Origin of the sequence: Dermatophilus congolensis, from assembly GCF_900187045.1 — a bacterium.
Classification (GTDB): domain Bacteria; phylum Actinomycetota; class Actinomycetes; order Actinomycetales; family Dermatophilaceae; genus Dermatophilus; species Dermatophilus congolensis.
This window is the reverse complement of sequence record NZ_LT906453.1, coordinates 320,067-344,839: the sequence shown is the minus strand read 5'-3', so window position 1 is coordinate 344,839 and position 24,773 is coordinate 320,067. Positions and strand designations below refer to the sequence as shown.

Annotated in this window: 23 protein-coding genes; 18 read left to right on the top strand and 5 right to left on the bottom strand. The window is 59.3% G+C overall.

The window, feature by feature from the left end; all coding sequences use genetic code 11:
• Window positions 1-217 precede the first annotated feature (217 nt).
• The 11 genes from CKV89_RS11595 (at window position 218) to CKV89_RS01380 (ending at window position 11,853) form a co-directional block, all read left to right on the top strand.
• A complete protein-coding gene (locus CKV89_RS11595) occupies window positions 218-439 on the top strand; it encodes a hypothetical protein (RefSeq protein WP_154657650.1) in 222 nt (73 codons plus the stop codon).
• A complete protein-coding gene (locus CKV89_RS01425) occupies window positions 429-2,054 on the top strand; it encodes an ExeM/NucH family extracellular endonuclease (RefSeq protein WP_051277554.1) in 1,626 nt (541 codons plus the stop codon). Before CKV89_RS11595 ends, CKV89_RS01425 begins: the two co-directional genes overlap by 11 nt.
• A gap of 140 nt (window positions 2,055-2,194) precedes the next feature.
• Window positions 2,195-2,563 (top strand): FKBP-type peptidyl-prolyl cis-trans isomerase, encoded by a 369-nt coding sequence (locus CKV89_RS01420; RefSeq protein WP_034401215.1) that lies wholly within the window; start codon window positions 2,195-2,197, stop codon window positions 2,561-2,563.
• Window positions 2,564-2,691: 128 nt separating this feature from the next.
• Window positions 2,692-4,158, top strand: coding sequence for an amino acid permease (locus CKV89_RS01415; protein WP_028327325.1), 1,467 nt, complete (start codon window positions 2,692-2,694; stop codon window positions 4,156-4,158).
• Between the two features lie 231 nt (window positions 4,159-4,389).
• Entirely contained in the window at window positions 4,390-5,640 is a 1,251-nt protein-coding gene (locus tag CKV89_RS01410; RefSeq protein WP_051277555.1) for an inorganic phosphate transporter, read from the top strand.
• Complete coding sequence (locus CKV89_RS01405) at window positions 5,637-5,912, top strand: hypothetical protein (RefSeq protein ID WP_028327326.1); 276 nt, start codon at window positions 5,637-5,639, stop codon at window positions 5,910-5,912. The genes CKV89_RS01410 and CKV89_RS01405 overlap by 4 nt, the downstream gene beginning before the upstream one ends.
• A 344-nt stretch (window positions 5,913-6,256) precedes the next feature.
• Entirely contained in the window at window positions 6,257-7,318 is a 1,062-nt protein-coding gene (locus CKV89_RS01400) for a FecCD family ABC transporter permease (RefSeq protein WP_084441067.1), read from the top strand.
• Window positions 7,315-8,130: an ABC transporter ATP-binding protein gene (locus tag CKV89_RS01395; protein ID WP_034401220.1), complete on the top strand. Its 816-nt coding sequence runs from the start codon at window positions 7,315-7,317 to the stop codon at window positions 8,128-8,130. Before CKV89_RS01400 ends, CKV89_RS01395 begins: the two co-directional genes overlap by 4 nt.
• The gene (locus CKV89_RS01390; protein WP_028327328.1) at window positions 8,127-9,185 is read left to right on the top strand and encodes an ABC transporter substrate-binding protein; all 1,059 of its coding nucleotides are present in this window, start codon (window positions 8,127-8,129) and stop codon (window positions 9,183-9,185) included. Before CKV89_RS01395 ends, CKV89_RS01390 begins: the two co-directional genes overlap by 4 nt.
• A 173-nt stretch (window positions 9,186-9,358) precedes the next feature.
• Complete coding sequence (locus tag CKV89_RS01385; RefSeq protein WP_154657651.1) at window positions 9,359-9,805, top strand: hypothetical protein; 447 nt, start codon at window positions 9,359-9,361, stop codon at window positions 9,803-9,805.
• A 248-nt stretch (window positions 9,806-10,053) separates the two neighbouring features.
• A complete protein-coding gene (locus tag CKV89_RS01380) occupies window positions 10,054-11,853 on the top strand; it encodes a bifunctional metallophosphatase/5'-nucleotidase (protein ID WP_028327330.1) in 1,800 nt (599 codons plus the stop codon).
• 76 nt (window positions 11,854-11,929) lie between these two features.
• Here the strand turns inward: CKV89_RS01380 and CKV89_RS01375 are convergent, their stop codons facing one another.
• Window positions 11,930-12,610, bottom strand: a complete 681-nt coding sequence (locus CKV89_RS01375; protein ID WP_051277556.1) for a nucleotidyltransferase domain-containing protein — start codon at window positions 12,608-12,610, stop codon at window positions 11,930-11,932.
• A 334-nt stretch (window positions 12,611-12,944) separates the two neighbouring features.
• Between CKV89_RS01375 and CKV89_RS01370 the strand changes: the two genes are divergently transcribed.
• From CKV89_RS01370 to CKV89_RS01360, 3 genes are read left to right on the top strand one after another with little or no spacing between them, the layout of a single operon-like run.
• Window positions 12,945-13,745: an EAL domain-containing protein gene (locus tag CKV89_RS01370; protein ID WP_028327332.1), complete on the top strand. Its 801-nt coding sequence runs from the start codon at window positions 12,945-12,947 to the stop codon at window positions 13,743-13,745.
• Window positions 13,742-16,045: a putative bifunctional diguanylate cyclase/phosphodiesterase gene (locus CKV89_RS01365; RefSeq protein ID WP_028327333.1), complete on the top strand. Its 2,304-nt coding sequence runs from the start codon at window positions 13,742-13,744 to the stop codon at window positions 16,043-16,045. The genes CKV89_RS01370 and CKV89_RS01365 overlap by 4 nt, the downstream gene beginning before the upstream one ends.
• A gap of 48 nt (window positions 16,046-16,093) precedes the next feature.
• Window positions 16,094-16,774: a response regulator transcription factor gene (locus CKV89_RS01360; protein ID WP_028327334.1), complete on the top strand. Its 681-nt coding sequence runs from the start codon at window positions 16,094-16,096 to the stop codon at window positions 16,772-16,774.
• Here the strand turns inward: CKV89_RS01360 and CKV89_RS01355 are convergent.
• Genes CKV89_RS01355 through CKV89_RS01345 form a run of 3 tightly spaced genes read right to left on the bottom strand, consistent with a single transcriptional unit; the run spans window position 16,771 to window position 19,348 of the window.
• Window positions 16,771-17,205: an alpha/beta hydrolase gene (locus CKV89_RS01355; protein ID WP_157728064.1), complete on the bottom strand. Its 435-nt coding sequence runs from the start codon at window positions 17,203-17,205 to the stop codon at window positions 16,771-16,773. The genes CKV89_RS01360 and CKV89_RS01355 overlap by 4 nt on opposite strands.
• 18 nt (window positions 17,206-17,223) lie before the next feature.
• On the bottom strand, window positions 17,224-18,648 hold the full coding sequence (locus tag CKV89_RS01350) for a sensor histidine kinase (RefSeq protein ID WP_084441073.1): 1,425 nt from the start codon (window positions 18,646-18,648) through the stop codon (window positions 17,224-17,226).
• Window positions 18,626-19,348, bottom strand: a complete 723-nt coding sequence (locus CKV89_RS01345; RefSeq protein ID WP_095068423.1) for a phosphatase PAP2 family protein — start codon at window positions 19,346-19,348, stop codon at window positions 18,626-18,628. Before CKV89_RS01345 ends, CKV89_RS01350 begins: the two co-directional genes overlap by 23 nt.
• Before the next feature lie 167 nt (window positions 19,349-19,515).
• Here CKV89_RS01345 and CKV89_RS01340 point away from each other — a divergent pair, with 167 nt between their 5' ends.
• Window positions 19,516-20,196, top strand: a complete 681-nt coding sequence (locus CKV89_RS01340; RefSeq protein ID WP_051277560.1) for a VTT domain-containing protein — start codon at window positions 19,516-19,518, stop codon at window positions 20,194-20,196.
• Between the two features lie 104 nt (window positions 20,197-20,300).
• Window positions 20,301-21,071, top strand: a complete 771-nt coding sequence (locus tag CKV89_RS01335) for a rhomboid-like protein (RefSeq protein WP_051277561.1) — start codon at window positions 20,301-20,303, stop codon at window positions 21,069-21,071.
• A gap of 55 nt (window positions 21,072-21,126) precedes the next feature.
• On the opposite strand, the gene CKV89_RS01330 is transcribed toward CKV89_RS01335, so the two are convergent.
• Window positions 21,127-21,801, bottom strand: coding sequence for a TetR/AcrR family transcriptional regulator (locus CKV89_RS01330; protein ID WP_157728062.1), 675 nt, complete (start codon window positions 21,799-21,801; stop codon window positions 21,127-21,129).
• A 123-nt stretch (window positions 21,802-21,924) separates the two neighbouring features.
• Here CKV89_RS01330 and CKV89_RS01325 point away from each other — a divergent pair, with 123 nt between their 5' ends.
• Together CKV89_RS01325 and CKV89_RS01320 are read left to right on the top strand one after the other, a co-directional pair.
• Complete coding sequence (locus CKV89_RS01325) at window positions 21,925-23,682, top strand: oleate hydratase (protein ID WP_028327338.1); 1,758 nt, start codon at window positions 21,925-21,927, stop codon at window positions 23,680-23,682.
• Window positions 23,683-23,991: 309 nt separating this feature from the next.
• Complete coding sequence (locus CKV89_RS01320; protein WP_051277563.1) at window positions 23,992-24,732, top strand: phospholipase A2; 741 nt, start codon at window positions 23,992-23,994, stop codon at window positions 24,730-24,732.
• The last annotated feature ends 41 nt before the right edge of the window (window positions 24,733-24,773 follow it).

The window sequence follows — 24,773 nt, the reverse complement described above, 5'->3', positions numbered from 1 at the left end:
TCGTGTGGGAGGGGATGGATGTGTGGCGGCGGCTGTTTGGCTGGGGTGGGAGTGTGGCGAATGTTGTTTTTGTGGATCGGCATGTCTGTGGCTGGTTTTGGGGCAGGAGGAGCAAGCTTCGGTCAGCGGAATTCGCTAGTGCCCTTTGCTTGGGGTTTCGTTTCGCCTGTGGCGTGGTCGCGGGCGAGTTGCACCCACCTCACAGAAAGTGAAGACCATGATGATCCAGAAAAATCGCCGAACATTAGCTCTTTTGTCTGCGCTTGCCGGGGCTGCGCTTGCCGGGGCTGGGCTTGCGCTGGGGCCTGTGTGCGGCGGTGCGGCGGCGATGCCGTTGGGTGTGGCCTCGATGCCGGAGGCTGCTGGCTGTGGCAGTGAACCCACGACGACGATTCCGCAGGTGCAAGGGGAGGGGCGATGTTTCTCCCATGGAGGGTAAGACCGTCACTGTGCGCGGTGTTGTCGTAGGTGACCTGCAGGAGGGTGGCTATAACGGGTATTTCATTCAAGATGCCAAGGGTGATGGCAAGGCAAGCACCAGTGATGGTGTGTTTGTTTATGATCCGGCCGGTAGCGCAACGCACGTGAACGTCGCTGTTGGTGATGTGGTTGTCGTTGAGGGGGTGGTGAACGAGTACAAGGGGCTAACGCAGATCTCTTCGGTGAAGGCGAACACGGTGTGTGGCAAGCAGGAGCTTCCTGCCGCAGCCACGCTTGATCTTCCAGCTACACCTGCGCAGTTGGAGGCGTTGGAGGGCATGTATGTCCGTCCCTCGGATGCGTTGACTGTCACGGATGTTTACAACCTCAACAGGTTTGGTGAGGTTGTGCTCTCTGAGGGGGGAGTGCTGAAGAACCCGACGGAGGTGGAGCAGCCGGGTAAGGCAGCTCAGGCAGTGATGAAGCAGAACCGTCAGCGGCGGATCATTCTCGATGATGGCCGTAGTGGGAATTTGGCCAAGGACAAGCAACAGCCTCCGTATTTGACTGTGAAAGATCCGGTGCGTGTGGGTGATCAGGTGTCGGTGCTGCAGCCGTCGGTGTTGTCGTATGGGTTCGACGCCTACCGACTGGAGCCTGCCGACGGCACTTGGGAAGGAACAACATTCGCCTCCAAGAGCCCCCGGACGTCTGCTCCTGCTCCGGTGGCAGGAAACCTGAAGATTGCTGATGCGAATGTTCTGAACTACTTCGTCACGTTTGGGGGCAAGTCGCGAGGGGCGGATAACGCCGAGGAGCAGAAGCGTCAGGAAGCAAAAATTATTGCTGAGCTGCGCGCATTGAATGCTGACGTGATTGCTCTGCAGGAGGTGGAGAACTCGGCAGTGACGACTCCCTCGGACCCATACAAGGCGCTGCGAACGCTGACTGAGGCGCTTAACAAAGCTGAGGGTGCGCAGGTGTGGGGTTTTGTGGAGGCACATGAGGCCAGCGACCTCATCACAACGGCGATCATCTATCGCCGGGATCGTGTTGAGCCGGTGGGGGCTGCGATGAAGCCTGCGGAAAACAGTGTGTGGGACAACGCGCGAGAGCCTATTGCCCAAGCCTTTTCGGCAAAAGGTGAGGTGTTTTCACTGATCGTGAATCACTTCAAGTCCAAAGGTTCTGGTCAGGGGAAAGGCAATGTTGACTCTGGTGATGGGCAAGGCAACTCCAACGCTGATCGGGTAGCTCAGGCGAAGAGTCTGGTGGCATTCGTTAAAGAGGTGAAAGCCAAAACCAAGGATGCGGATGTGGTGAGTGTGGGCGACTACAACGCCTACACGAAAGAGCAGCCGCTAGATGTGCTGCGCAAGGCTGGGCTAGTTGATTTGGGTGCCAAATTCGCTGCGCAGGACACGTACGTGTTCAACGGTGAGTCCGGTTCGTTGGATCACGCATTCGCTACGCCAGAATTCGCTGAGAAAGTGCAGGACATGAAGGTGTGGGATATCAACGCGCAGGAGTCATACGCGTACCAGTACAACGGCGTACCTGCATTGTACGCACCAGATGCCTTCCGTGCCAGCGACCACAACCCGATGATTTTGGGGGTGCAGACAGGACGTTGATCACAGGAGCAAGTTGCCTGTGATGAGTGGTGTGAGTGGGGCTAGGCGTGCGTGTCTGGCCCCACTCGTGTGTCTGATGTGTGCCAACAGCGGGCGAAGGTGGTGCCACGGATCGGGTTGCTGCGGTTAGGGTGTCGGGCATGGAAAAACCGCAAGTAACCATTCCCGAGGGCGATGCGCCTGCTGAGTTGCTGCTTGAAGACCTCATTGAGGGCGATGGTGCACCGGCCGCGCACGGCAACGTTGTCTCGGCGCATTACGTCGGGGTTTCGTGGTCTACGGGTAAGGAATTCGACAACAGTTTCGATCGCGGTGAGCCGCTGCAGTTCCCGTTGGGTGCGGGCATGGTCATCAAAGGGTGGGAAGACGGCATCGTCGGCATGAAGGTCGGTGGACGTCGTCGCATCACGATTCCGCCACATTTGGGTTACGGAGATCGAGGCGCTGGTGGTGTGATCAAGCCGGGCGAGACTTTGGTGTTCGTAGTTGACCTTGTAGCGGTCGACTGAGACGACGTGCTCTGGAGCGCCGTTGTGCCCGACACGCGGGCACAACGGCGCTCCATTCTTTTATAGGGTGATAATTTCTGCGCGATTCACGGGAATCGTGCAGTAAGACGAACGGGCAAGGCGGTCCCATGAGTAGTTCCGAAAGCACGGAAACGAGTAAGCAGGCAGAACTCCAGCGGGGCCTAAAGCCGCGTCATATCAACATGATCGCGATCGGGGGTGCGATCGGGACGGGTCTGTTCGTTGCTTCGGGTGGCACGATCAGCAATGCAGGTCCTGGTGGAGCGCTGGTTGCCTACGCGGCGATCGGATTCATGGTGTTCCTGTTGATGCAGTCTCTGGGTGAGATGGCGACGTATTTGCCGATCGCAGGTTCGTTTGAGGCGTACGGAACACGTTTTGTCAGCCCCTCATTCGGGTTTGCGATGGGGTGGAACTACTGGGCTAACTGGGCAATCACGTTGGCGGTGGAGTTGGTGGCCGCAGCGTTGGTGATGCAGTTCTGGTTTCCAGATACCCCTGGCTGGGTGTGGTCGGCGCTGTTCTTGGCGATCATCGTGTCGTTGAACGCGATTAACGTACGTACTTTCGGTGAAGGTGAGTTCATTTTCGCCTCGATCAAGGTGGTCACGGTGATCGTGTTCCTCGTGGTCGGTGTAGCGATGATTTTGGGGATTTTGGGTGGTCATGCTCCAGGTTTAGAGAACTGGACGCGGGGTGAGGCGCCGTTCGTGAGTGGGTTTGCCGGCATGTTGTCGGTGTTCATGATTGCGGGGTTCTCGTTCCAGGGAACCGAGATGGTGGGGGTGACTGCTGGCGAGGCTGAAGAGCCAGAGAAGTCGATTCCGCGGGCGATCCGTTCGGTGTTTTTCCGGATCATGTTGTTCTACATCGGCGCGATCGCTGTGATTGGTTTCCTTCTTCCGTATACAGATTCGCGTTTGCTCAGTGCGGAGAAGGGCGGGGACATCACGATTGCCCCGTTCACGCTGATTTTTGAGAACGCGGGCATTTTGGGTGCGGCGACCATCATGAACGCAGTGATTCTGACGGCGATTCTGTCGGCAGGTAACTCGGGCATGTATGTCTCTACGCGGATGCTGTACGGATTGGCGGTCTCGGGCAAGGCCCCGAAGATCTTCGCGAAGGTGACCCAGGGAGGAATTCCACTGCCTGCTTTGTTGGCAACTACTGCGGTGGGTGCCTTGTGCTTCCTCACGAGTTTCTTTGGTGAGGGAACGGCGTACACCTGGTTGGTGAACGCTTCGGGGTTGGCTGGATTCATTACCTGGATGGGCATTGCCTGGTCGCACTGGAAGTTCCGTCGTGCGTACATGGCTCAGGGGGGCGACCCGAAGGATTTGCCGTATAGGGCGGCGTTGTTCCCTATTGGTCCTCTTGTTGCGCTGGTGATGTGCGCAGTGGTGGTGGTTGGGCAGGGGTACAACTTCTTCTCTGACCCGTTGGGGAATTTGCCGGCCATTGTGGCGACGTATATCGGTCTTCCTTTGTTCTTCAGCGTGTGGTGGGGGCACAAGCTGGTGACGAAGTCTAAGAAAGTCGATCCATTGGAGGCGGACCTGTCTCGGCCGTGATCGTTGGTTGTTATTGGGGGCGTTTTGGAGGCGCTTTCAAGGCAAATGCTTGCGCAAATTTTTCTGTTGAGATACCAGCAAGTAGGGATTTATTTACTTTCCCAACTACCGATGAGGTAGGAAAACGCAGGTCATAGGATTAGTGGGGGCGGTTGCTGTCTGTGCGGAAGACAACAACCGCCCCCACCGCTTTCAGCGTGGGCCTGCGGCTGTGGGGCGCAGACTGGATGGGTGGACCCTGCGCTTCTCCTCCTGACCCTGGTGATCGTCACGGCATTGACGTTCGACTTCACCAACGGATTTCACGACACCGGAAACGCGATGGCGACCTCGATCGCCACCGGCGCCTTGAAGCCAAAGTTTGCGGTGGCGCTCTCTGCGATCCTCAACCTCGTTGGAGCTTTCCTGTCCGTCGAGGTCGCTTTGACAGTGACGAACGCGGTTATCAAGATCCAGACCGCCGACGGTGCTCCTCGTCCTGAGATGGTCAGCGACGGGGGCCTGACACTCCTGCTGATCCTGCTGTGCGGACTCGTGGGCGCGATCATCTGGAACCTCATCACCTGGCTGTTCGGCCTGCCATCGAGCTCATCGCACTCCCTGTTTGGTGGCTTGATCGGCGCCACCGTCGCAGGTATCGGATGGTCAGGAGTTAACTGGGCAGGCAACGGAACCAAACTGGATGGCGTCCTTGGAAAAGTTCTCCTACCGGCGGTCGTTTCCCCTTTTGTCGCATGTCTTGTAGCTGGAATCGGGACCTGGCTGATCTACCGCATCACTCGCGGCGTCGCTGAACGACATAAGGAGAACGGGTTTCGATGGGGTCAGATCGGTACCGCTTCCCTTGTCTCTCTCGCCCATGGCACCAACGACGCCCAAAAAACCATGGGCATCATCACCTTGGCCCTCATCGCCAGCGGACACTGGACTGACCTGGAGAGCGTTCCCCTCTGGGTCAAGATCGCCTGCGCCGTAGCTATCGCCGCTGGAACCTGGCTAGGAGGTTGGCGCATCATCCGCACTCTTGGCAAAGGACTCGTGGAGATCGACTCCCCTCAGGGCATGGCAGCAGAGTCCGCTTCGGCCGCAGTTATCCTCACCTCTAGCCACATGGGTTTCGCGCTATCAACCACGCACGTCGCCACCGGATCCATCCTCGGCACAGGACTAGGGCGCCCTGGAGCCGACGTCCGCTGGGGCGTGGCAGGCCGCATGGTGATCGCCTGGCTTATCACTCTTCCCGCATCAGGCATCGTCGGAGCCGTCACCTGGTGGCTCGCCGCCGCCCTGGGGCACGTCGCCGGTCCTCTAGCAGTCACGGGTATCCTCGTCGCCGCATCACTGTGGATGTGGCGTCACTCCCAAAAAGACAAAGTCGACCATGACAACGTCAACGCCGACTGGGAAACGCCGCCAGTTGACGTCGCCGAGGTCCGCATCACCCCGGTGGTTGTCACCACCGTCCCCGAGGAGGACCGATGATCGCCTACTTCCTTTCCGAAGTTGGAGCTGTAACTGCCGTAGCGCTAGTTGTCGGAGCAGGGCTACCCGCTCTCTACTCCTTCGGCATCCGCTCCCTTTCAAGCGGCGTCAGCGACACAACACCAATTCCCACAAGCAACAGAATCCTGGCTTTCTTCATCTTCGGGCTGGTCCTCCTTGTGGTTCTCTTCGGCCTTCTAGTCATCCTTTCTTCCGGCCTGGGAGCCAAAGTCGAGATGAACGGTTTCATCCCCACGTTCGTATCCAAATAGCCACCTACTGCCGTGACGAAAGCCATACGGGTACATCCATAAGGCAATTCGAAGCAGCTGACAGCTCAAAGCAGATATCTGACCCCAGATAGGTACCCACGCCTCGGTTATGGTCACTAACTGAATACACGACATCGCGCGTGAAGCCGGCGAAACCCCGGCACGGTCCCGCCACTGTGAGCCGCCTCCAGCGGCGAGTCAGACCACGCCCTTGTCTTCCGCACTCGGTGGGGACGGACGATCCCCGACGGAGGATTAACGACACCGCTCCACTGGGCATCCTGTCGCGCTCCTCGCGACGGGGTAACATCCGCTCGGCCCCACCGCGAACATCTGGAGTCGCGTTGGACACACACACCTGCCGAGCGAAACCCTCCCACGGTCGCCGACTACCGGCTTTCTGGACCGCCTTCGCTCTCCTGATCGCCCTCATCGTCAGCGCGATCTGCTCACTCGGGTTCGGTGCCGAGCCACTCCCACTGCCCACTGTCGTCGACGCCATCGCCAACGGCCCCGGAACCAGCACGGACCCGGCCTCCCTCATCGTCTGGGAACTGCGTCTTCCCCGCGCCATCCTCGCCATCGCCGCCGGTGCCGGACTGGCCATCGCCGGAACCGCCATCCAAACCCTCGTCCGAAACCCCCTAGCCGACCCCTACCTCCTGGGCATCTCCTCTGGCGCCTCCGTCGGCGCCACCGCCGTCATCGCCCTAGGGTTCGCTGCCTGGGCAGGTAACTGGGCCTTGACCGTCGGTGCCCTAGCTGGCGCGCTCGCCGCTGCGCTGCTGGTCTTTGGCGTCGCCCAAGCCCAAGGCGGACTCACCCCACTACGCCTCATCCTGACCGGAACAGTCCTCTCCAGCGCCTTCTCCTCCCTCGCCAGCTTCCTCGTTTTCTGGGCCGCAGACCCGCAAGCCACCAACTCCGTACTTTTCTGGCTTCTCGGCAGCCTCTCCGGCGCCACCTGGGACAACGTGTGGATCCCCGTAATCGCCGCCGCACTCGCCACCGTTGCCGCCCTCGGACTGTCCGGATGGCTCGACGCTCTCGCCGCCGGAGACGACACCGCCGCCGCGCTTGGCGTGCCCGTCCGAGGCCTGCGCATCTGTCTCTTCGTATCGCAAGCCCTTCTCGTGGGCTTAATCGTCGCCGTCGTCGGTGGAATCGGGTTCGTAGGTCTCATCGTTCCCCACATCGCCAGGCTCCTCGTCGGCGGAGGCCACCGAGCCGTTACCCCCGTCGCCGCTTTGGCAGGAGCCGTGTTCCTCGTATGGGTTGACGTGCTCTCCCGCGTCGCAGTCCGCCCCGTCGAACTGCCCCTCTCCGTCCTGACCGGCCTCATCGGAGCCCCAGTGTTCCTGTTCCTGCTGGGCCGTAAGTCCTACCGATTCGGAGACAGCCGATGAACACCCCCAGCCTCACCGCCACCGACCTAGCCGTAGCCATCGACGGACGCACCATCCTCAGCAACGCCAACATCCACCTGCAGGCCGGCCACAGCCTGGCCCTCGTCGGCCCCAACGGCTCTGGCAAATCCACCCTCATCCGAGCTCTCGCCGGTATCCGTACCCCCGCCGCAGGCCACGTTCACGTCAATGACACCGACCTACACACCATGCGACCTCGCGAACGAGCCCGCCTGGTCAGCGTCGTCGCCCAAGACGAAAATCCCCTCGCCGACCAGTACGCAGGCGAATACGTAGCACTTGGCCTCACCCCTCACCTCAACCCATGGTCCCGGCCCGGCCACAGCGAACACGAACGTGTCCTGGAAGCCCTCAAAGCCGTCGGCATGGCCGACTTCGCCGACCGCCCCATGGGACATATGTCCGGCGGTGAACGCCGCCGAGTCATCCTCGCGCGCGGCCTAGTACAAGACACACCTCTGCTTTTCCTCGACGAGCCAACAAACCACCTGGACATCGCCCAACAAATCGCGCTCCTGGACCTCGTGCGCGAACTAGACAAAACCGTCGTCGCAGCTATCCACGACCTTGACCTCGCCTTGGCCTATTTCGACAACGTCGCCGTTATTCACGAAGGCCGTATCCAAGACGCAGGCGAATCCCACACCGTCATCACTGGTCAAGCAACAGCCCGCGCTTTCGGTGTGCACACCGCCACCGCCCCCCACCCCCGCAGCGGACAAGAACACCTGCTGCTCGAAAGCATGAGCCACCCGCGCCCTAACAGTCATCTCATGGGAGAAAACCAATGAAACATCGTCACCTCGTTCCCCTCACCAGTGCAGCCTTAGCCCTTGCACTGGGGATCAGTGCCTGCAGCAGCGGCTCAACCCCCGGAACGAACGCCGCCGCTGGTGGAACTACCATCACCAACTGCGGTCAACCGGCGCAATTCCCCACCTCCCCGAAGCGTTTCTTCGTCAACGACTCCGGCATGATCGCGATGATGCTCGCCATCGGAGCAGGGGAGAAGATCAGCGGCTTCTCCAGCCTGGAAAAGAACGCCGAAACCCTCGCCCGTCACTACGGCAAAGACGCCCTCGGCGGTAAACAAGAAGTCAGCAACAACATGCCTGCGCTCGAAACCCTCATCGCGCAGCGCCCAGATGTTGTCGTCGCCGGATGGAACTACGGCTACAAGGAAAACCAAGTCACCCCCAAGGTTCTCCAAGGAAAAAACATTGCCCCCTACATCCTCACCGAAAGCTGCCGCCAAAAAGACGGCCAGAAAGCACGCGGCGTCACCGACCCCTGGACCGCCCTGGACACAGACCTGAAAAACCTCGGCACCCTGACCGGTAAATCAGACCAAGCAGCCAAAGTCATCGAAGACATCAGCCAGCGCCGTAAAGCACTCGAAAGCGCACCGCAGGCCGAGAAAAAACCCAATGTCCTCGTCTTCGACTCGGGAACAGAAACCGTATTCACCAGCGGTAAGTTCGGTGGACCACAAGCAGTCATCGACACCGCAGGTGGCCGCAACGTGATGGAAGACGTCAACGACACATGGACAACCGTGTCCTGGGAACGTGTTGCAGCCAGCAAACCAGACGCCATCGTTTTCGTCAGCTACGGCGAACAAACAATGGCTCAAAAAATCGCCCTGCTCGAAGCGAACCCCTCAACCAAAGATCTTCCCGCAGTAAAAGAAAAGCGCTACGTCAATCTGCCCTACGCAATGTGGGTTTCTAGCCCGCTGAACATCGACGCATCTGAGCAACTGCGCTCTCACCTCGAAGAATGGGAACTCGTACCCGAATCGAAACTGCCAAAACCCAAGTTCGATGACACCAAAGACGCTTTCTAAACACCGCAGTACCAGCCAAGTAGGGCGGCTATAGCCCTGGCCCGCAGCGGTATACACGCGGCATGATCTGATTCACCGTATGGGGGTTCGGTTCACTACAAAAACCGAATCCCCATACGGGAGTGTGGGGCAGGCGCAGACGTAAGGTGCTTCTCTCATCCACACCACGGCCGGTGACCGATGGGATGAGAGAAGCAAAAAAAGGGGGCTTCGTAGCAACGATGCGTAACGAAGGGCAAAGCAGTATGAAGCGGGCGGGTGTGGTGACCGGTGTGATCATCGCAGCAGGAACGCTGGTAGCAGTAGCATCCGCGACAGGCTTGCTTCTAGGAGGACTGTTCGCCCCACCATTCGACACCTTCCAAGACGCGCGAGTTCGGGTTCCCGTGCAGCGATGGGCTGACTCCCAAGGCCTTTTCCGCCCCGACACCGAAATCGACGCATTCGTGCAGTTCAACAGCTGCGCCACCTATTCCGTCACACTCCCGGGCAGAGAACCTGTCGGTGTAGTGGCAGTCAACGACGGCAAAGGGTGGATGGTCTCCGCAACAAGCAGCCCTAACGGCATAGATGACATCGACTCCGAAGGAGAATGCCGAGAGCTGTACCGCATCCACTGAGCTGAACAGCCACCGCCAGGCGCGACACCACAGGCCACTATCGCGGGACAACTCACTCTGCGTGGGTCACGAGAACCACTTACTCGGCAGCGTTTTCGCCGTACCGTGTGGCATTGAAGAGCAGCATGAGGAACGTGCGCGACGGCAGCCAACTACATGATCACGTGATCGAGCAGGCCACGCCACAGGCACACCCCAATGCTCTCGACACCCTTTGGAATACAGCCCCTCCTGAAATAAGGAATGTCATGACACGTTCACGATCACGTGCAGCCCTAGCCTGTGGAATCGCTACGGTCGCTGTTCTAGCCCTATCGCCGGCCGGATACGCCGCCGCTGCCACATCGACCCAGCCAGCAATGGCAGCGTCCCCCGACGCACCCGAAAAAGGCACAAATGGGATGCGCAAGGTGCAGATCCTGGGAATCAACGATTTCCACGGCGCACTAGAACCTCCTGCCGGTAGCGGCGGTGTCGTTACCGACGCGCAAGGCAAAAAGATCCCAGCCGGGGGAGTGGAATACCTCTCCACACACCTGCAGAAAGCACGCCAGAAAGCCGCAGCAGCCGGAGCAGGAAGCATCACCGTCTCCGCTGGAGACAACATTGGCGGCTCCCCATTCCTGTCTCAAGCATTCCACGATGAACCCACCATCGAAGCACTCAACCGGATCGGCTTGTCCGTCGCCGCTGTCGGTAACCACGAACTCGACCACGGGTGGACCGAACTGCGCCGCATCGCCGACGGCGGATGTTTCAAAGACAAAAAAGACTCCAACAAGTCCTCCTGCGCGCTGCACAAATTCGAAGGCGCCAAATTCGACTACGTCGCAGCCAACATCAAAGACAAAGAGGGCAAAAACCTCGCCCCCTTCGCCATCCGCAAAGTCAACGGGGCACCGGTCGCGTTCATCGGCCTGACCCTCAAAGGAGCCCCCGACATCGTCTCCCAGTCCGGGGTGCGCTCCCTCACCTTCGAAGACGAGGTTGCCGCTGGCAACCGAACCGCCGCGTTCCTGAAGAAAAAAGGCGTCAACGCGATGGTGGCTTTGGTTCACCAAGGCGGAAACGTCCCAGCAAAAAGCCCCTGGAACTACCACTGCAAAGACGGCAAATCACTTACCGGCGACATCACACCGATCGCGCGGAACCTTTCCGCAGACATCGACCTCATCATGTCCTCCCACACCCACGAGTCCTACACCTGCTCGGTCCTGGACCCCGCTGGCAAACCACGCCTAGTCACCCAGGCAGGGCACTACGGCCGACTCTTCGCGCAGGTCGATGCCACCTACAACCCCTCAACCAAAGACTTCGTGCGCGAAACGATGCGGGCCTCCAACCACGTTGTCACCCGCGACGTAGCCAAAGACCCCGCCATGACCGCACTGATCTCTGCCTACACCGGCAAAGTCAAAGCCATCGCCAACAAAAAAGTCGGCACCATCACCGGTGACGTCACCGCAGACCGTGACGCTACCGGATCCACCCCCCTAGGCAACCTGATCGCCGACGCATTCCGCAGCGAACCCAGCGCCGCCACCAACGGCAAAGCCCCCCAAATCGCATTCATGAACCCCGGCGGTATCCGCGCCGACCTCACCCACGCGTCCTCACCCGCCGGTGAAGGAAAAGGCGTAGTCACCTACAAAGAGGCCTTCTCCGTCCAGCCATTCGGAAACAACATCGTCTCCCTGGACCTCACTGGAGCCCAGATCTACGAGATCCTCGAACAACAATGGTCCGGCTCCGAAGCCAAAATCCTCCAGGTCAGTGACGGATTCACTTACGAATACCGCGCCGAAGGATCCGGCAAAGGCAAAGTCGTCCCCAACTCGGTCAAACTCAACGGCACCCCCATCAACCGTGCCGCCACCTACCGAGTCGTCACGAACTCCTTCCTCGCCGACGGCGGAGACGGATTCACCACCTTCAGCAAAGGCACCAAACGTCACCAAGGCGGCCTGGACATCGACTCCTTCACCCGCTATCTCGGTGCACACCAGCCTTACAGCCCCGTCACCACCCAGCGAGTAACCCGCCGCTGAACAACGGCCGAAACGGCAACGCCATAAAGTGCCGCCTCACCCCGCAAACACCGGGGGAGGCGGCACACACATAAAATCACTCCCGCACAGCCTCATCCCCAGCGCTTTCAGCCAACGGCGCCAACCACGGATGATCACCCAACGTCGACTCGATCGCCCCCCGCAGCCACGCCCGCCGATCATCCGACAACAACGGCAACACCACCTCAAAATCAGACACATCCCGCGGCGTCATCGTGCGCGCCTTACTCAAAAACGCCATCTCCGGCTGCACATAAAAAACACCATCCTTCTCCCACAGCGCTTCGGACATCGGACGCCGCACCGACCCGTCATGCTGATACACCCACTCCTCCTGCGAAGACTCCGACAACGCAATATCGAACTCCCACGGCTGACGACCATTACGACGAGTCCACACATCCCGCGTCCCCTCCGGCAACACCTCCTCAGCCGAACCCTCCGGATTTTTCTCCGGAGCAATCGGATACAACGCACCACCAGGGGTCACCGCCCACACATGCTGACGCCCGCTCAACTGCACCCGCAAACTCTTCAACTGGCTACGCAACACGTACACATCCAGATCTACATGCTTACGTGACACGCCCGTAAAGGCCTCCACCGCCCACCCACCCGAAATCCACCACGACCCCAAATACCCCCGAAACAACTCCGCCACATCACCCGGGGACCGACTCACCCATGGCCCATACAGATCAGCCTGCGCTACATCATCAAGCTCAAAAGGATCCATCGCTACCTCCGGGAAACCGTCCAAGCACGCGCCACGACACCAAACCGGAACACACAACGCGCACCATATTTACGCCCAACCTACGTCCACCCACCGCGACGTGCCAGAGCAAACGGTCCCTCAAATAATCAACAAACCACATCCTCGGACAAACAACACAACCTGCGCGCACAACGCTGTATTTTGAAAATCAGTGACAATAACGCGACACGCCACCCTCGAGAACAACAAACAACCCGACAAGCGACCCCCCACGCCGCAACAATTAGGTGTGATACCTCAAAACGGTCGCCTACCGGCCGATCAAAAAAACGAAACGTAGAAAGGTGGGGCAGTGACACAACCCTCAAGGGAACCCGTAGACACCGGCGCCCTCCACAACGGTCAGCGGGACCCCCTGCCCCTCATCACCTACTTCCAACCCTTCTACAACCTCAACACCGGCCACCTCCAAGGCCTCGAAGCCCTGGCCCGCCACCGCAACAGCGACGGCACCACCGACTGGCCCGCCGACTTCTTCGCCACCGCGGAGAAAAACGGACGCATGCGCGACATCGACCTCACCGTCCTGCACGACTCCCTCTACCACTTCGCGCGCTGGCAGACATCCGAAAAACGCACCCTCATCCTGTCGGTCAACCTCTCCGAACAATTCGTCACCCACCGCACCGCCCCCAGCGACATCATCCTCGCCCTCGAAAAATTCGGGATCCCCGGTGACCGACTACTCGTCGACATCACCACCACCACCTTCCGACACATCCTCGAAGCGGACCCCGCAGTCACCACCCGACTACACCGCCTCCAAGAAGAAATCTCCTTCTGCCTCGACGGATTCACCGCAGACGACCTCGACCTACTCGAAGCCGCCGCAGACTTCCCCGTCGACATCCTCAAACTTCACCCCCAGGCACTCCTGGCCGACCCCGACCCCAAAGAAAGCCGAGTCCGCCGCATCGCCGACACCGTCGGCGAAGTAGGACTACCCATGGTCGCCGCAGGCATCGAAACCCAAGCCCAACTCGCCCTCATGCGCGACCTCGGATTCGAATGGGCCCAAGGGTTCTACCTCGGCAAACCCGTCCAAGCAGACCAAGCCCTGGCCAACTCCGTCCCCGACCTCAACCTCGAATGAACCCGGCACTTGGGGCACGCACCACGCCCCGAGGCCACACACCCCCAACCAGACGAACGACCGACCGCGTTATCCCCGCCCTCGCGACCCTGCTGCTCCTGCTTGCCAGCACCCTCATTACCTTCGACCCCGAAGGAGTCGGCCACACCGCCTCCATCATCACCAATCTCATCTTCTTCCTCGGCGCCGCCGCCGGCCCCATCCTGCTACGCGCCACCCCACTGCGATCCTGGATACAAACCAGCATCGCCTGCGCCCTGCTCGCCTGCACCGTCCTCGCCGAATCCGAAGAAACAATCTTCGGACAATTCACCCCCGCCGATCTCTTCTTCCTCGCCAGCTACGCCGTACTCGGCACCTGGTTCGCCCGCGGCGCCTACAAACTCGGCAGCCACGACGGACTCGCCCGCCTCGACGCCGCAGCCTCCGTCATCGGCAGCACCCTCACCCTGTGGATCTGCGTCCTAGCACCCCTGAACGAAACCCCCCTCGCCTCCGGCCTCGTCTGGGCCATCTACCCACCCCTAGACTTCGTCTTCCTCGTACTAGCCCTTCACCTGGCCACCGACGCCAACGTCCTACGCACATCACTGCGCTGGTTCATGGTCTGCGCCGCGGCCTGGACCTTCCTCGACAGCGCCACCGCCTACCTAGCCATCGTCTACGACATCACCACCCCCGGTCCCCTCATCGACATCGGCTACCTCATCGCCCACTACGCCCTCTTCCGCTCAGCCACCCACCCCAGCATCGGCCACACCCGCACCCGCACCCACAGCAACTGGACCCGCACCCACCCCCTGCGTGACCGAGGCATCGCACTCATCACCCTCACCATCTCCCCAACGATCCTCTCCACCCTCATCCCCAGCTTCGGCACCGTCGACACCCTCACCCGCACCATCCTCATCAGCATCCTGCTCACCCTCATCTTCATCCGACTCGAACGATCAATGCGCGCCATCACCCGCGCCGAAGAACACAGCAGACACCAAGCCACCCACGATTCACTCACCGGACTAGCCAACCGAGCCGCCCTCCTAAGCGAACTCGACAACAGACTCGCCCACCGCGCCGACCCCACCATCCCCACCAACGAAATCGCCGTCCTGTTCATCGACTGCGACGACTTCAAACAAGTCAACGACACCTGGGGCCACGCCGTCGGTGACCAACTCCTACGCCACATCGCCACTCACATACCCCCACACCTACACCCAGAAGACCTCCTCTGCCGACAAGGCGGAGACGAATTCGTCATCATCACCACCTACACCGACCACGCCCACATCGACCACCTCGCTCGCACCGTCAGCACCGCCTGCGCAAACCCAACCACCATCCTGCCCGGCCACCAACACTCCATCTCCCTATCCATCGGTATCGCTCACACCACTCCCGGTCAACCCGCAACCACAGACACCCTCCTAGGTCACGCCGACCTAGCCATGTACGAGGCAAAACAACGAGGCCGAGGACGCCACATCCATTTCGACACCGCCCTAGCCCACCGCGCCACCGAACGCGCCACCATCGCCCACCACCTCGGCCACGCAATCAACCACAACACCATCACCCTCGAACTCCACCCCATCCACGCCGGCCCCAACCACCAACACACCCACGGCTGGCAAGCCCTCCCACACTGGCACCACAGCACCCTCGGCGTAGTCCCACCCGAACGCTTCCTCCCCATCGCCGAAGAATTCGGACTCAGCGAAACCCTCAGCACCAACATGCTCACCCAAGCAGCCACCGCCATCGCTGACCTACGCGCCACCCACCCCCACACACCTGACCTCTACATCCGCATCAACATCGCCGCCGACCACCTACGCAACCCTGACTTTCCCCGCCACGCCCGCCACGCCTGCGCCACCGCAAAAATCCCCCACCACGCCCTGCACCTAGAAATCAACGAAACCGCACTCACCCAGCCACAACCCGAAACACTCACCACCCTCGACCAGCTACGAAACGACGGATTCCCCCTCGGAATCGACGGATTCGGAACCGGACACGCCCCCCTAATCACCTTCATCCGCCGCCCCTTCCACTTCGTCAAACTCGCCCAAGAACTCACCAACAACCTCGACCACGACCCCGACGCCCCCCGCACAATCCGCGCCATCGTCAGCCTCCTACGCAGCCTGGGCATCACCCACATCGCCGCCCAAAGCATTGAACGAACCCAACAAGCCACCATCCTCCTCAACGAAGGCATCGACTCCGTCTACGGCCCCCACTACGGCCAACCCACCCACACCACCGTCCCCACACCACCGGCACAAACAACCTGACACACTCTCTACCACGACGCGACGCTTCACCCACCCCCGAGGACACCCGTGCGCATACTCCTGGTCGAAGACGAAAACGGACTCGCCGAAGGCATCCGCCGCGGACTCAACGCCGAAGGCATGGTCGTCGACCTCGCCGCCGACGGCATCACCGGCCAATGGCTCGCCACCGAAAACCACTACGACGTCATCATCCTGGACATCATGCTTCCTGGACGTAACGGCTACCGCGTCCTGCAAAACCTCCGCGCCGCAGGAAACTGGGCACCCATCCTCATGCTCACCGCCAAAGACGGCGAATACGACCAAACCGACGCCTTCGACCTTGGCGCCGACGACTACCTCATCAAACCCTTCAGCTTCATCGTCCTCGTCGCCCGACTACGCGCCCTTGCCCGTCGCGGCGCCCCCGAACGCCCCACCAACCTCATCGTCGGCGACCTCGTCATGGACCCCTCCGCCCACCGTGTCACCTGCTGCGGCGAACCAATCACCCTCACCGCAAAACAATTCACCGTCCTCGAATACCTCATGCGCCACCCCGACGAAGTCGTCTCCAAAGCCGACATCCTCGACAACGTCTGGGACGCCGACTACGAAGGCAACGACAACATCGTCGAGGTCTACATCGGCAACCTCCGCAAAAAAATTGATACCCCCTTTGGACGCCGCAGCCTCGAAACATTCCGCGGCGCCGGCTACCGCCTCAACCCCATCACCACCACCTAACCCACTCCGAGCGTCGACAGCCACAAAAGCATCAGGAAGACCCCAACGCCCCAGAAGACCCCACGCCCAGCCGAATCAAAAGCAGCAAGCGACAAATCCAAATTAGGGTTCGTAAGCAGCAGCCCCGAAGATTCTGGAAGAACAGCCGCTGCTGATACAGCAATAGCTCCACCCGCCGAATCACCCGCCAACACCACAGGCTCCGAAACAGTCGCACTGCGCGCCACCGCAATAAAATCCTCGACCGACTCACCCAACGTGCCTTCCGGAGCAAGACGGTATTCAACAGCCACGACAGTGCAACCAAGACCCTGCGCAAGGATCCGGCAGTAGCCACCCTGCAAATCAAGAGTCCCGAAAAGTCCGTACCCGCCATGGGTTAAATACACCGTGCCTGGCCACAACAACGGTTGCGGACAGTAACGACGCACAAAAATACCGTGATGCGCTCAGACCAACGGCAACGTCAACGAAAAACGACACCACCCCTCCGGCGCAACACCAGCCACCAACGACCCCCCATGCAACTCCGCCACCGTCCGCGCAATAGCCAACCCCAAACCACTCCCACCCAAATCCCGCTCACGCGCCGCATCCAACCGCGCAAACCGATCAAAAATAACCAACCGATCCTTCTCCGGAACCGGCGCCCCCGAATTATCCACATGCACCCGCACAACCTGCCCATCCACCTCCATCACCAACCGAATAACCCCCGAAGTGTGCCGCCGCGCATTCTCCGTCAAATTCCGCAACACCTGACCCAACCGCGCCCCATCACCCCAGACCTCAGCCGCAGCTAAAACCACCTCCACCCGCGCATCAGTCACAACCCGCAAATGCCGCGCCTCCGCCGAAACAATCTCATCCAAATCCAACGGCTCCCGCACCAAACGAAGCCCCTCATCATCACTCTTAGCCAGCGTTAACAAATCCTCAACCAACGCCTGCACTCGCATCACCTCCGCCCGCACCAACGGCAAATCCAACCCCGCACCCCGCTCAGCAATCTCCACATGCGTGCGCACCGCCGCCAACGGACTACGCAACTCATGCGAAGCATCCGAAACAAAACGCTGCGTCGTCTCCTCAGCCCGAGCCAACCGATCCAGCATCTCATTCACCGTCATCGCCAACACCGCAATGTCATCCCCCGTAGGCGGCACAACCACCCGCTCACTCGTGCGCGCCCGTGTGATGTGAGCAGCATGCTCCGTGATACGCCGAACCGGCTCCAACGCCCTACGCAACACCCGGTCCACCAACACCAGCACCACCCCCACCAACACCACTGACGCAACCGCCAACAGCATCACCGCGATCTCAATCGTGTGCGACTCCACCTCCAACGGCTGAGCAACCACCAACGTCACCTGCTCACCACCAGGCGTCACCACTGTCTGCGCACTAGCCACATACGCATCCGAATCACCCGCCAAATCCAAAAACCCCTCATGCTGCTGCGTCACCGCATTCCCCACACCCGGAATCGGATCCACCAACGCCACCGTCACAAACGCATTCCCCGACGCAGCCAACACCCGACCGTCACGCGACAACGCCTGCAACATCGTGCTCCCAGGAGCAGCACGCTGTACCGCATGAACCGGCGTCGTATCCCCCGAACGCACCGCCTGCGCCAACTGATACGTCTGATTCAACGTCGCATCCGAAGCAGACTGCACCAACACAGCCCGCAACGCGATCACAAACAACACCAACCCAATCCCCAACAACACCGTCAAAAAAATCCCCGACAACACCACCACCTGACGACGCAACGACCACGCCCCAGGACGCCGCCCCACAAACACCAAAAACCGCCTCACCGCACCCACCGACACGCCCCCATCACACAACGCGCCGCCCACCACAAAACAACGACACCAACCCCACACCCGACAACGTCACCCCAGCCACCAACAACGGCGAGGCCACCACATCCCCCAAGTAATGCGCCCCCAAATACAACCGACTTGCCCCCACCCCCAACACCACAGGCACCCCCACCACCCACACCCATGCAGACGAACGACCCCACATCCTCACCAACAACACCATCGCAGCCAACAACGAGCAAGCAAACGCCGTATGCCCACTCGGAAAACTTGTCGTCCCCACCTCCGACACCAACGCCCGCACCGTCTCCATCGGCGGCCGCAACCGCAAAAAAAGCAGCTTTGTCGCCCCAGCTACCAGCCAACCACCACCAATAGCTACCGCAACCACCACCCCCGCCACCACATTCCGCCTCGCCACCAGCCACGCAACAACCACAGTCACCAAAACCGCCGCCACCGGAGACAACGCCAAATCAATCAAATGCGCCACATCCGACAACCACATCGTGTGCCGCCGCCCAATCGTCACCTCCAACGCCAACTCACCCGTCTGCTCGGCACCAACCCGCGTCACAAACGCCCCCAACCCCAACGCACCACCCAACAACCCCACACCGCCCACCAAAACAGGCACTGCCACGGCACGCTCCACAACAATCCGTCCCGGAAGCACCCCACCCGAACCACGCCGCGACCGAAACACACCGGACAACGGCGAAAAATGCAATGTCATCAGCGTCTCTCCTCGCAGTCACCACAACGGTGCGAGCTCAGCCCTGAAGAACCCCTGAACACCCCACCCAAAGACACGCAAAACACCCACAAAGCACCCGCCCACCAAACAGAACCACCTTCAGGCAAACTTCAATGTGGGAGCCCTACCTTTTAAACATGCAGACTATGCTTCCCAGCCTCTTGGCTGGCCCAGCACCCGCAGTCGGTGGGTTGCTCGACCCCATGACCTTGATCCAAGGATGGGGACCATGGGCACTGGTCGGCGTGGCCACGATGACATTCATCGAATCCGGAGTGCTCTTCCCCTTCCTCCCCGGAGACTCACTCCTGTTCACCGCCGGCCTGCTCCACGAACCCCTCGGCTACTCCCTCTTCACCCTCATCTTCTTCACGACCATCGCCGCCATCCTCGGCGACCAAGTCGGCTACTTCCTTGGCCACAAATTCGGTCGCCAATTCTTCAAACCCGACGCCAAAATCCTCAAAACCAAATACCTAGACGAGGCCGAAGCCTTCTTCGCCAAATACGGCGGAAGGTCCATTGTCCTGGCCCGCTTCGTACCCCTCGTACGCACCTTCGTGCCCCTCGTTGCTGGCATGACCCAATACGGATACCAGCGATTCGTCGGCTGGAACATCTTCGGCGGTACACTCTGGGTGACCACCATGTGCACCGCAGGAGCGCTCCTAGGCGGCATCCCATTCATCGCCAAAAACGTGGACCTCATCGCTGTGGGCATCGTCGCTATATCCCTCATACCCGTCGCCCTTCAGGTTTGGACCTCCATCAAAGACTCCAAAAAAGCCGCTGCCGAAAAAAACCGCACCCCCACCAACCAGATCTGACAACGGTGACCCCCGCCCCACCTCGGTAAACCTGTGACGCCCGCCCACACACGCGGGCGTCACCACATCCCGAGACGTGGCCCGCCTCGCTCGAAGGAGCAAGCATGTTCACCGCCTCCGTCGCTCTGGCGCTCCTTGCCCTCTTCGCCCTACGTCACCTCCACACCCCCTGGGCCATCGCGATCACCCGCACTTGGCGTAGTTTCCTACCCCACCTCACCCACTGGGTCCGTACCGCACCCGTCACTTACACCTACCTCGGCCTCCTTGCCTTCACCACCTGGCTACTAGGCCACACCCGCCCCAAATTGCGCGCCGCGTTCCTCGCCGCGCAATCAACCAACCTCCACGAACTCCACACCGACCCCGTTCCTGTTCTGCTACGCAGCGCCTTCTACGTCACCCCCACCGAGCTATTCGTCTGGACAATTCTTTTTACCCTCGTTGCAGCACCCCTCGAACGATGGATCGGAAAAGCCCGCCTCCTTGCCGTGTTCTGGGCAGGACACGTCGGAGCCACCCTCGTGACTGCAGGCGGAATCGAATGGAATGTTCGCCGCGGAGCCCTCTCACCTGGGATCGCCTTCACCGTAGATGTCGGTGCTAGCTACGGATTCGCCGCAGTCTGCGCCCTATTCGGCTACTGCCTACGTGGATGGCCGCGCAATACGTGGATGATTTTCTGCACCGCTTACCTGACCGCCGCTGTTATTTTTTCCGGCACATTTACTGACGCTGGGCACCTACTCGCTTTCGGTGTCGGACACGCCTTCTACCCACTCGTTCGTCGCATACCGCTCCACCCTCGCCACGGCCACCCCACTGCCGCACCACCATTCCTGCCACATTGCGCCCGGCGCCGCCGAGAACGCTGACTGTCCGTTGCCGAGTAATCCGGCATAAACCTTGACCCTGTTTCACCTTGGTCAATCATCGCGGCGCCGCACCCGCAACAGCTACTCCGATCAACGTGGCCAACCGGGTCTCCACTGAACCAGCATCAGCCAACCCCGTCCGCGTACGGTTCAACTCCAACACAGCACCCGAGACAATCAGCCGGGCCGCTGCCTCGGCCCCCTCCGGACGTCCGCCACGACGCAAGACTTCTGCGATGACAGCCTCCACCTGTGCCGCCAACACCACCACTGAACTTCGATGAGGTCCTTCAGCGCCGAACAGCAATTCTCGAGCCACGGCAGCGCTGTTTTCTGGCTGCTCTAAAGCGAACTCAACCAGCGGTTGCACCACCAACCGAGCCATCCGCTCTACGTCGTCCCACAATTCGGGATTTTCCTCGGTGGTGGCCTCAACCCGTGCCAAATTCTCCGAAATCAGCGTCGCCCACTGCTCATGCGCAACCATCATCAGCAGCTCGGCTTTCGTCGCGGCGTACTGGAAAACTGTCCCCACCGCTACGTCTGCATCCTCAGCTACCTGAGCCACCGTTGTTCGCTCAAACCCTTGTGCCCGAAGGCGATCCGCAGCTGCAGACAAAATACGTGCACGTTTGTCGGCTCGTGCTCGTTCCCGTCGGCTCATTGTGGCTGCGGACTTTTTCGAAATCCGAGTTTTTGTGACTGAGCTCTCATTTTTGTCCCCTGTCATGCGCCTACGATAGACACGTAATAATTGAGCCGACTCAAAGTTGAACCAACACACACCGCACATTCCCGTACGACCGCCAACATTGATCGGCCCGACACCACGCAGAGCAGGAAGGGATCCCCGATGCAATTCAGCAGCGGCACATACGAGGCCTTCGCACAACCCCGCATCCCCGAAGGAGCCCCCGATAAACATGCCTGGATTATCGGCGCCGGGCTCGCAGGACTATCGGCAGCTGTCTTCATGATTCGCGACGGTGGTGTTCCTGCAAACCACATCACCATCGTTGAACGCAGCAAAATCCCCGGTGGCGCCATGGATGGCATCAAAGAACCCGAACGTGGCTTCGTTATCCGCGGCGGTCGCGAAATGGAAGACCACTTTGAATGCCTCTGGGACCTCTTCCGCAGCATTCCTTCCTTGGAAGAAGAAGGCATCTCCGTTCTGGATGAGTTCTACCGGCTCAACAAAGATGACCCCAACTACTCCCTCTGCCGCGCCACTCAAAATCAGGGCCAGCCCATCGACACCCTCGGTCTGTTCACTCTCGATAAGCAAGCCCAGAAACAAATCGTGAAACTCTTCCTTGCTACCCGAGAGTCGATGGAAGGTAAACGCATCGACGAAGTGTTTGACGAGCACTTCTTCGAATCCAACTTCTGGATGTTCTGGCGCACCATGTTTGCCTTTGAAACCTGGCACTCCGCCCTAGAAATGAAGCTTTACCTCCACCGCTTCATTCACCACATCGACGGCCTTGCTGACTTCTCCACCCTTAAGTTCAGCAAGTACAACCAATACGAATCCTTCATCCTTCCGATGACCAAATGGCTCATCGATCAAGGAGTGACCTTCCAATACGAGACCGATGTCCTCGATATCGACTTCGACATCACCGCGCAGCGCAAACTCGCCACCCGTATTCACTGGGTTAAAGAAGGCACCCCAGGTGGTATTGACCTAACCCCCAACGACCTCGTTCTGACCACCATTGGATCGTTGGTCGACAACTCTGACAACGGTGACCATGCCACCCCTGCAAAGCTTGATCGCGGCCCAGCCCCAGCATGGGAACTCTGGAAAAAGATCGCCCGAAAAGACCCATCCTTCGGTCGACCTGAAGTGTTCTGCTCATCCATTGATGAGAGCAAGTGGCAATCAGCCACCGCCACCACCCTCGATGAGCGCATCCCCGAATACATTCGCAAGATCACCCGGCGTGATCCCTTCAGTGGCCGCGTTGTCACCGGTGGAATCGTTACAGTCAAAGATTCCTCATGGCTCCTCAGCTGGACGGTCAACCGGCAACCGCACTTCAAGAACCAGCCGAAAGATCAAATTGTCGCCTGGATCTATTCCTTGTTTGTCGACACCCCTGGTGACTACATCAAGAAACCGATGAGCGAATGCACCGGCGAGGAAATCACCGCCGAATGGCTGTATCACCTCGGTGTTCCACTTGCTGAAATCAATGAACTCGCTGCCACCGGCGCTAAGACCGTGCCCGTAATGATGCCGTATGTCACTAGCTTCTTCATGCCTCGCCGAGCTGGTGATCGTCCCGACATCGTGCCTGAAGGCGCAGTGAACTTCGCCTTCCTCGGGCAATTTGCAGAGACAGGCCGAGACACCATCTTCACCACTGAATATTCAGTCCGAACCGGCATGGAAGCCGTCTATCGCCTTCTGGGTGTTGAGCGTGCGGTGCCGGAGACGTTCGCCAGTACGTATGACGTCCGTACTCTCCTTGCTGCTACCTCCGCTTTGCGTGACGGCGAAAAGATGGAGATCCCTGGGCCTGCTGCTTTCCGGAAGTGGGCTGGTGACAAGTTGGACTCTTCAGTGCTGGGAAAGCTCGTCCGTGACGCGGGAGTGTTGTGAGCATCTGTCACGGACGTTGACTCATCTGAGCGTGGTGCATCGTGGGCTGGGGAGTCACGATGCGCCGTTCAGGTGAAGGCGCCCCGCCGGCGCCAGCTGGGTCTGTCATCAGAATGGTGACAGACCCAGCATTTTTGCCTTCACTTATATGAAGTAGGTCAAATAAAACAAATAGTCTTATCGACAATTGAAAATTATATTTAGCTCACCAATCTTCCAGGGATCCTCATCCCGTTAATGTCTTATTTGCCCCCACTGAGGTGCTCAGTTAATCTTCAGTTGACACTCAGTCGATATTGGGGGAATAAAATGAATGGCGCATTCAAGTTAGCTGTATCTTCATTTTCTGTCGCACTGGCTTCATTATTAGTTTTTAGCCACCCAGCTCTAGGTTCTGAGGCCTACTCTCATGTCAGTAAGACCGGGGACATTGCATCGAAAAAAGGCTCATTGAAGGATGTTGTCCCTTTCAAAGGTGCACCGAACTTAGGGACAGTTGAAGAAATCCTCACGCTTAGTGAAGAGGAGCTTGAGAAGAAAATATCTGCTCTTCCTGGTGGGCAAATTGAATCTCTTAAAAAAGAAGTTGCCAAAGAAGAGGTTCCAAGTGGGTTTGTCGACACCATAGATAGGTCCTCGGGGGAGACTCTAGAGGGAAAGGGTGCCAGGAAGTATCTTGAAAATCAGGCTAATGTCTGGATGTTTCAGCCACCGCTTTCTGAGTTCATTAGCTTTCGCGAAAAAGAACTAAGTAATCCAAAGAATAAAGCTTTTGTTTGGACTACCGATGGGTGCAGTGTTCCTTTAGGGATGGGGAAGAGTTGGTCTAAAAAGTTCTACAACCCGTGTGTGCGGCATGACTTCGGCTACCGGAACTTTGGCCCTAAAGGTCCCCTGAATCTCGGCGCTTCGAACTTTAAAAAGTCGCGTAAAAAAATTGATGCTCAGTTCCTCAAAGATATGGACTCCGTTACGAAAGGATTCGCTGGTAGGGCTGCTACCCGGGCCTTCTATGGTGCCGTAAGGGCAGGCGGCAAAAGTCACTTCTAGAATCCATTAACATCATCGAAAAGTCTTCTTTTCAGGATTGA

What these genes read in the sequence shown, in the direction of transcription:
- CKV89_RS11595 (WP_154657650.1), top strand. Translation starts at nt 218, where the DNA reads ATGATGATCCAGAAAAATCGCCGAACATTAGCTCTTTTGTCTGCGCTT.
- CKV89_RS01425 (WP_051277554.1), top strand. Translation starts at nt 429, where the DNA reads ATGGAGGGTAAGACCGTCACTGTGCGCGGTGTTGTCGTAGGTGACCTG.
- CKV89_RS01420 (WP_034401215.1), top strand. Translation starts at nt 2,195, where the DNA reads ATGGAAAAACCGCAAGTAACCATTCCCGAGGGCGATGCGCCTGCTGAG.
- CKV89_RS01415 (WP_028327325.1), top strand. Translation starts at nt 2,692, where the DNA reads ATGAGTAGTTCCGAAAGCACGGAAACGAGTAAGCAGGCAGAACTCCAG.
- CKV89_RS01405 (WP_028327326.1), top strand. Translation starts at nt 5,637, where the DNA reads ATGATCGCCTACTTCCTTTCCGAAGTTGGAGCTGTAACTGCCGTAGCG.
- CKV89_RS01395 (WP_034401220.1), top strand. Translation starts at nt 7,315, where the DNA reads ATGAACACCCCCAGCCTCACCGCCACCGACCTAGCCGTAGCCATCGAC.
- CKV89_RS01390 (WP_028327328.1), top strand. Translation starts at nt 8,127, where the DNA reads ATGAAACATCGTCACCTCGTTCCCCTCACCAGTGCAGCCTTAGCCCTT.
- CKV89_RS01380 (WP_028327330.1), top strand. Translation starts at nt 10,054, where the DNA reads ATGACACGTTCACGATCACGTGCAGCCCTAGCCTGTGGAATCGCTACG.
- CKV89_RS01375 (WP_051277556.1), bottom strand. Translation starts at nt 12,610, where the DNA reads ATGGATCCTTTTGAGCTTGATGATGTAGCGCAGGCTGATCTGTATGGG.
- CKV89_RS01365 (WP_028327333.1), top strand. Translation starts at nt 13,742, where the DNA reads ATGAACCCGGCACTTGGGGCACGCACCACGCCCCGAGGCCACACACCC.
- CKV89_RS01345 (WP_095068423.1), bottom strand. Translation starts at nt 19,348, where the DNA reads ATGACATTGCATTTTTCGCCGTTGTCCGGTGTGTTTCGGTCGCGGCGT.
- CKV89_RS01340 (WP_051277560.1), top strand. Translation starts at nt 19,516, where the DNA reads ATGCTTCCCAGCCTCTTGGCTGGCCCAGCACCCGCAGTCGGTGGGTTG.
- CKV89_RS01335 (WP_051277561.1), top strand. Translation starts at nt 20,301, where the DNA reads ATGTTCACCGCCTCCGTCGCTCTGGCGCTCCTTGCCCTCTTCGCCCTA.
- CKV89_RS01330 (WP_157728062.1), bottom strand. Translation starts at nt 21,801, where the DNA reads ATGACAGGGGACAAAAATGAGAGCTCAGTCACAAAAACTCGGATTTCG.
- CKV89_RS01325 (WP_028327338.1), top strand. Translation starts at nt 21,925, where the DNA reads ATGCAATTCAGCAGCGGCACATACGAGGCCTTCGCACAACCCCGCATC.
- CKV89_RS01320 (WP_051277563.1), top strand. Translation starts at nt 23,992, where the DNA reads ATGAATGGCGCATTCAAGTTAGCTGTATCTTCATTTTCTGTCGCACTG.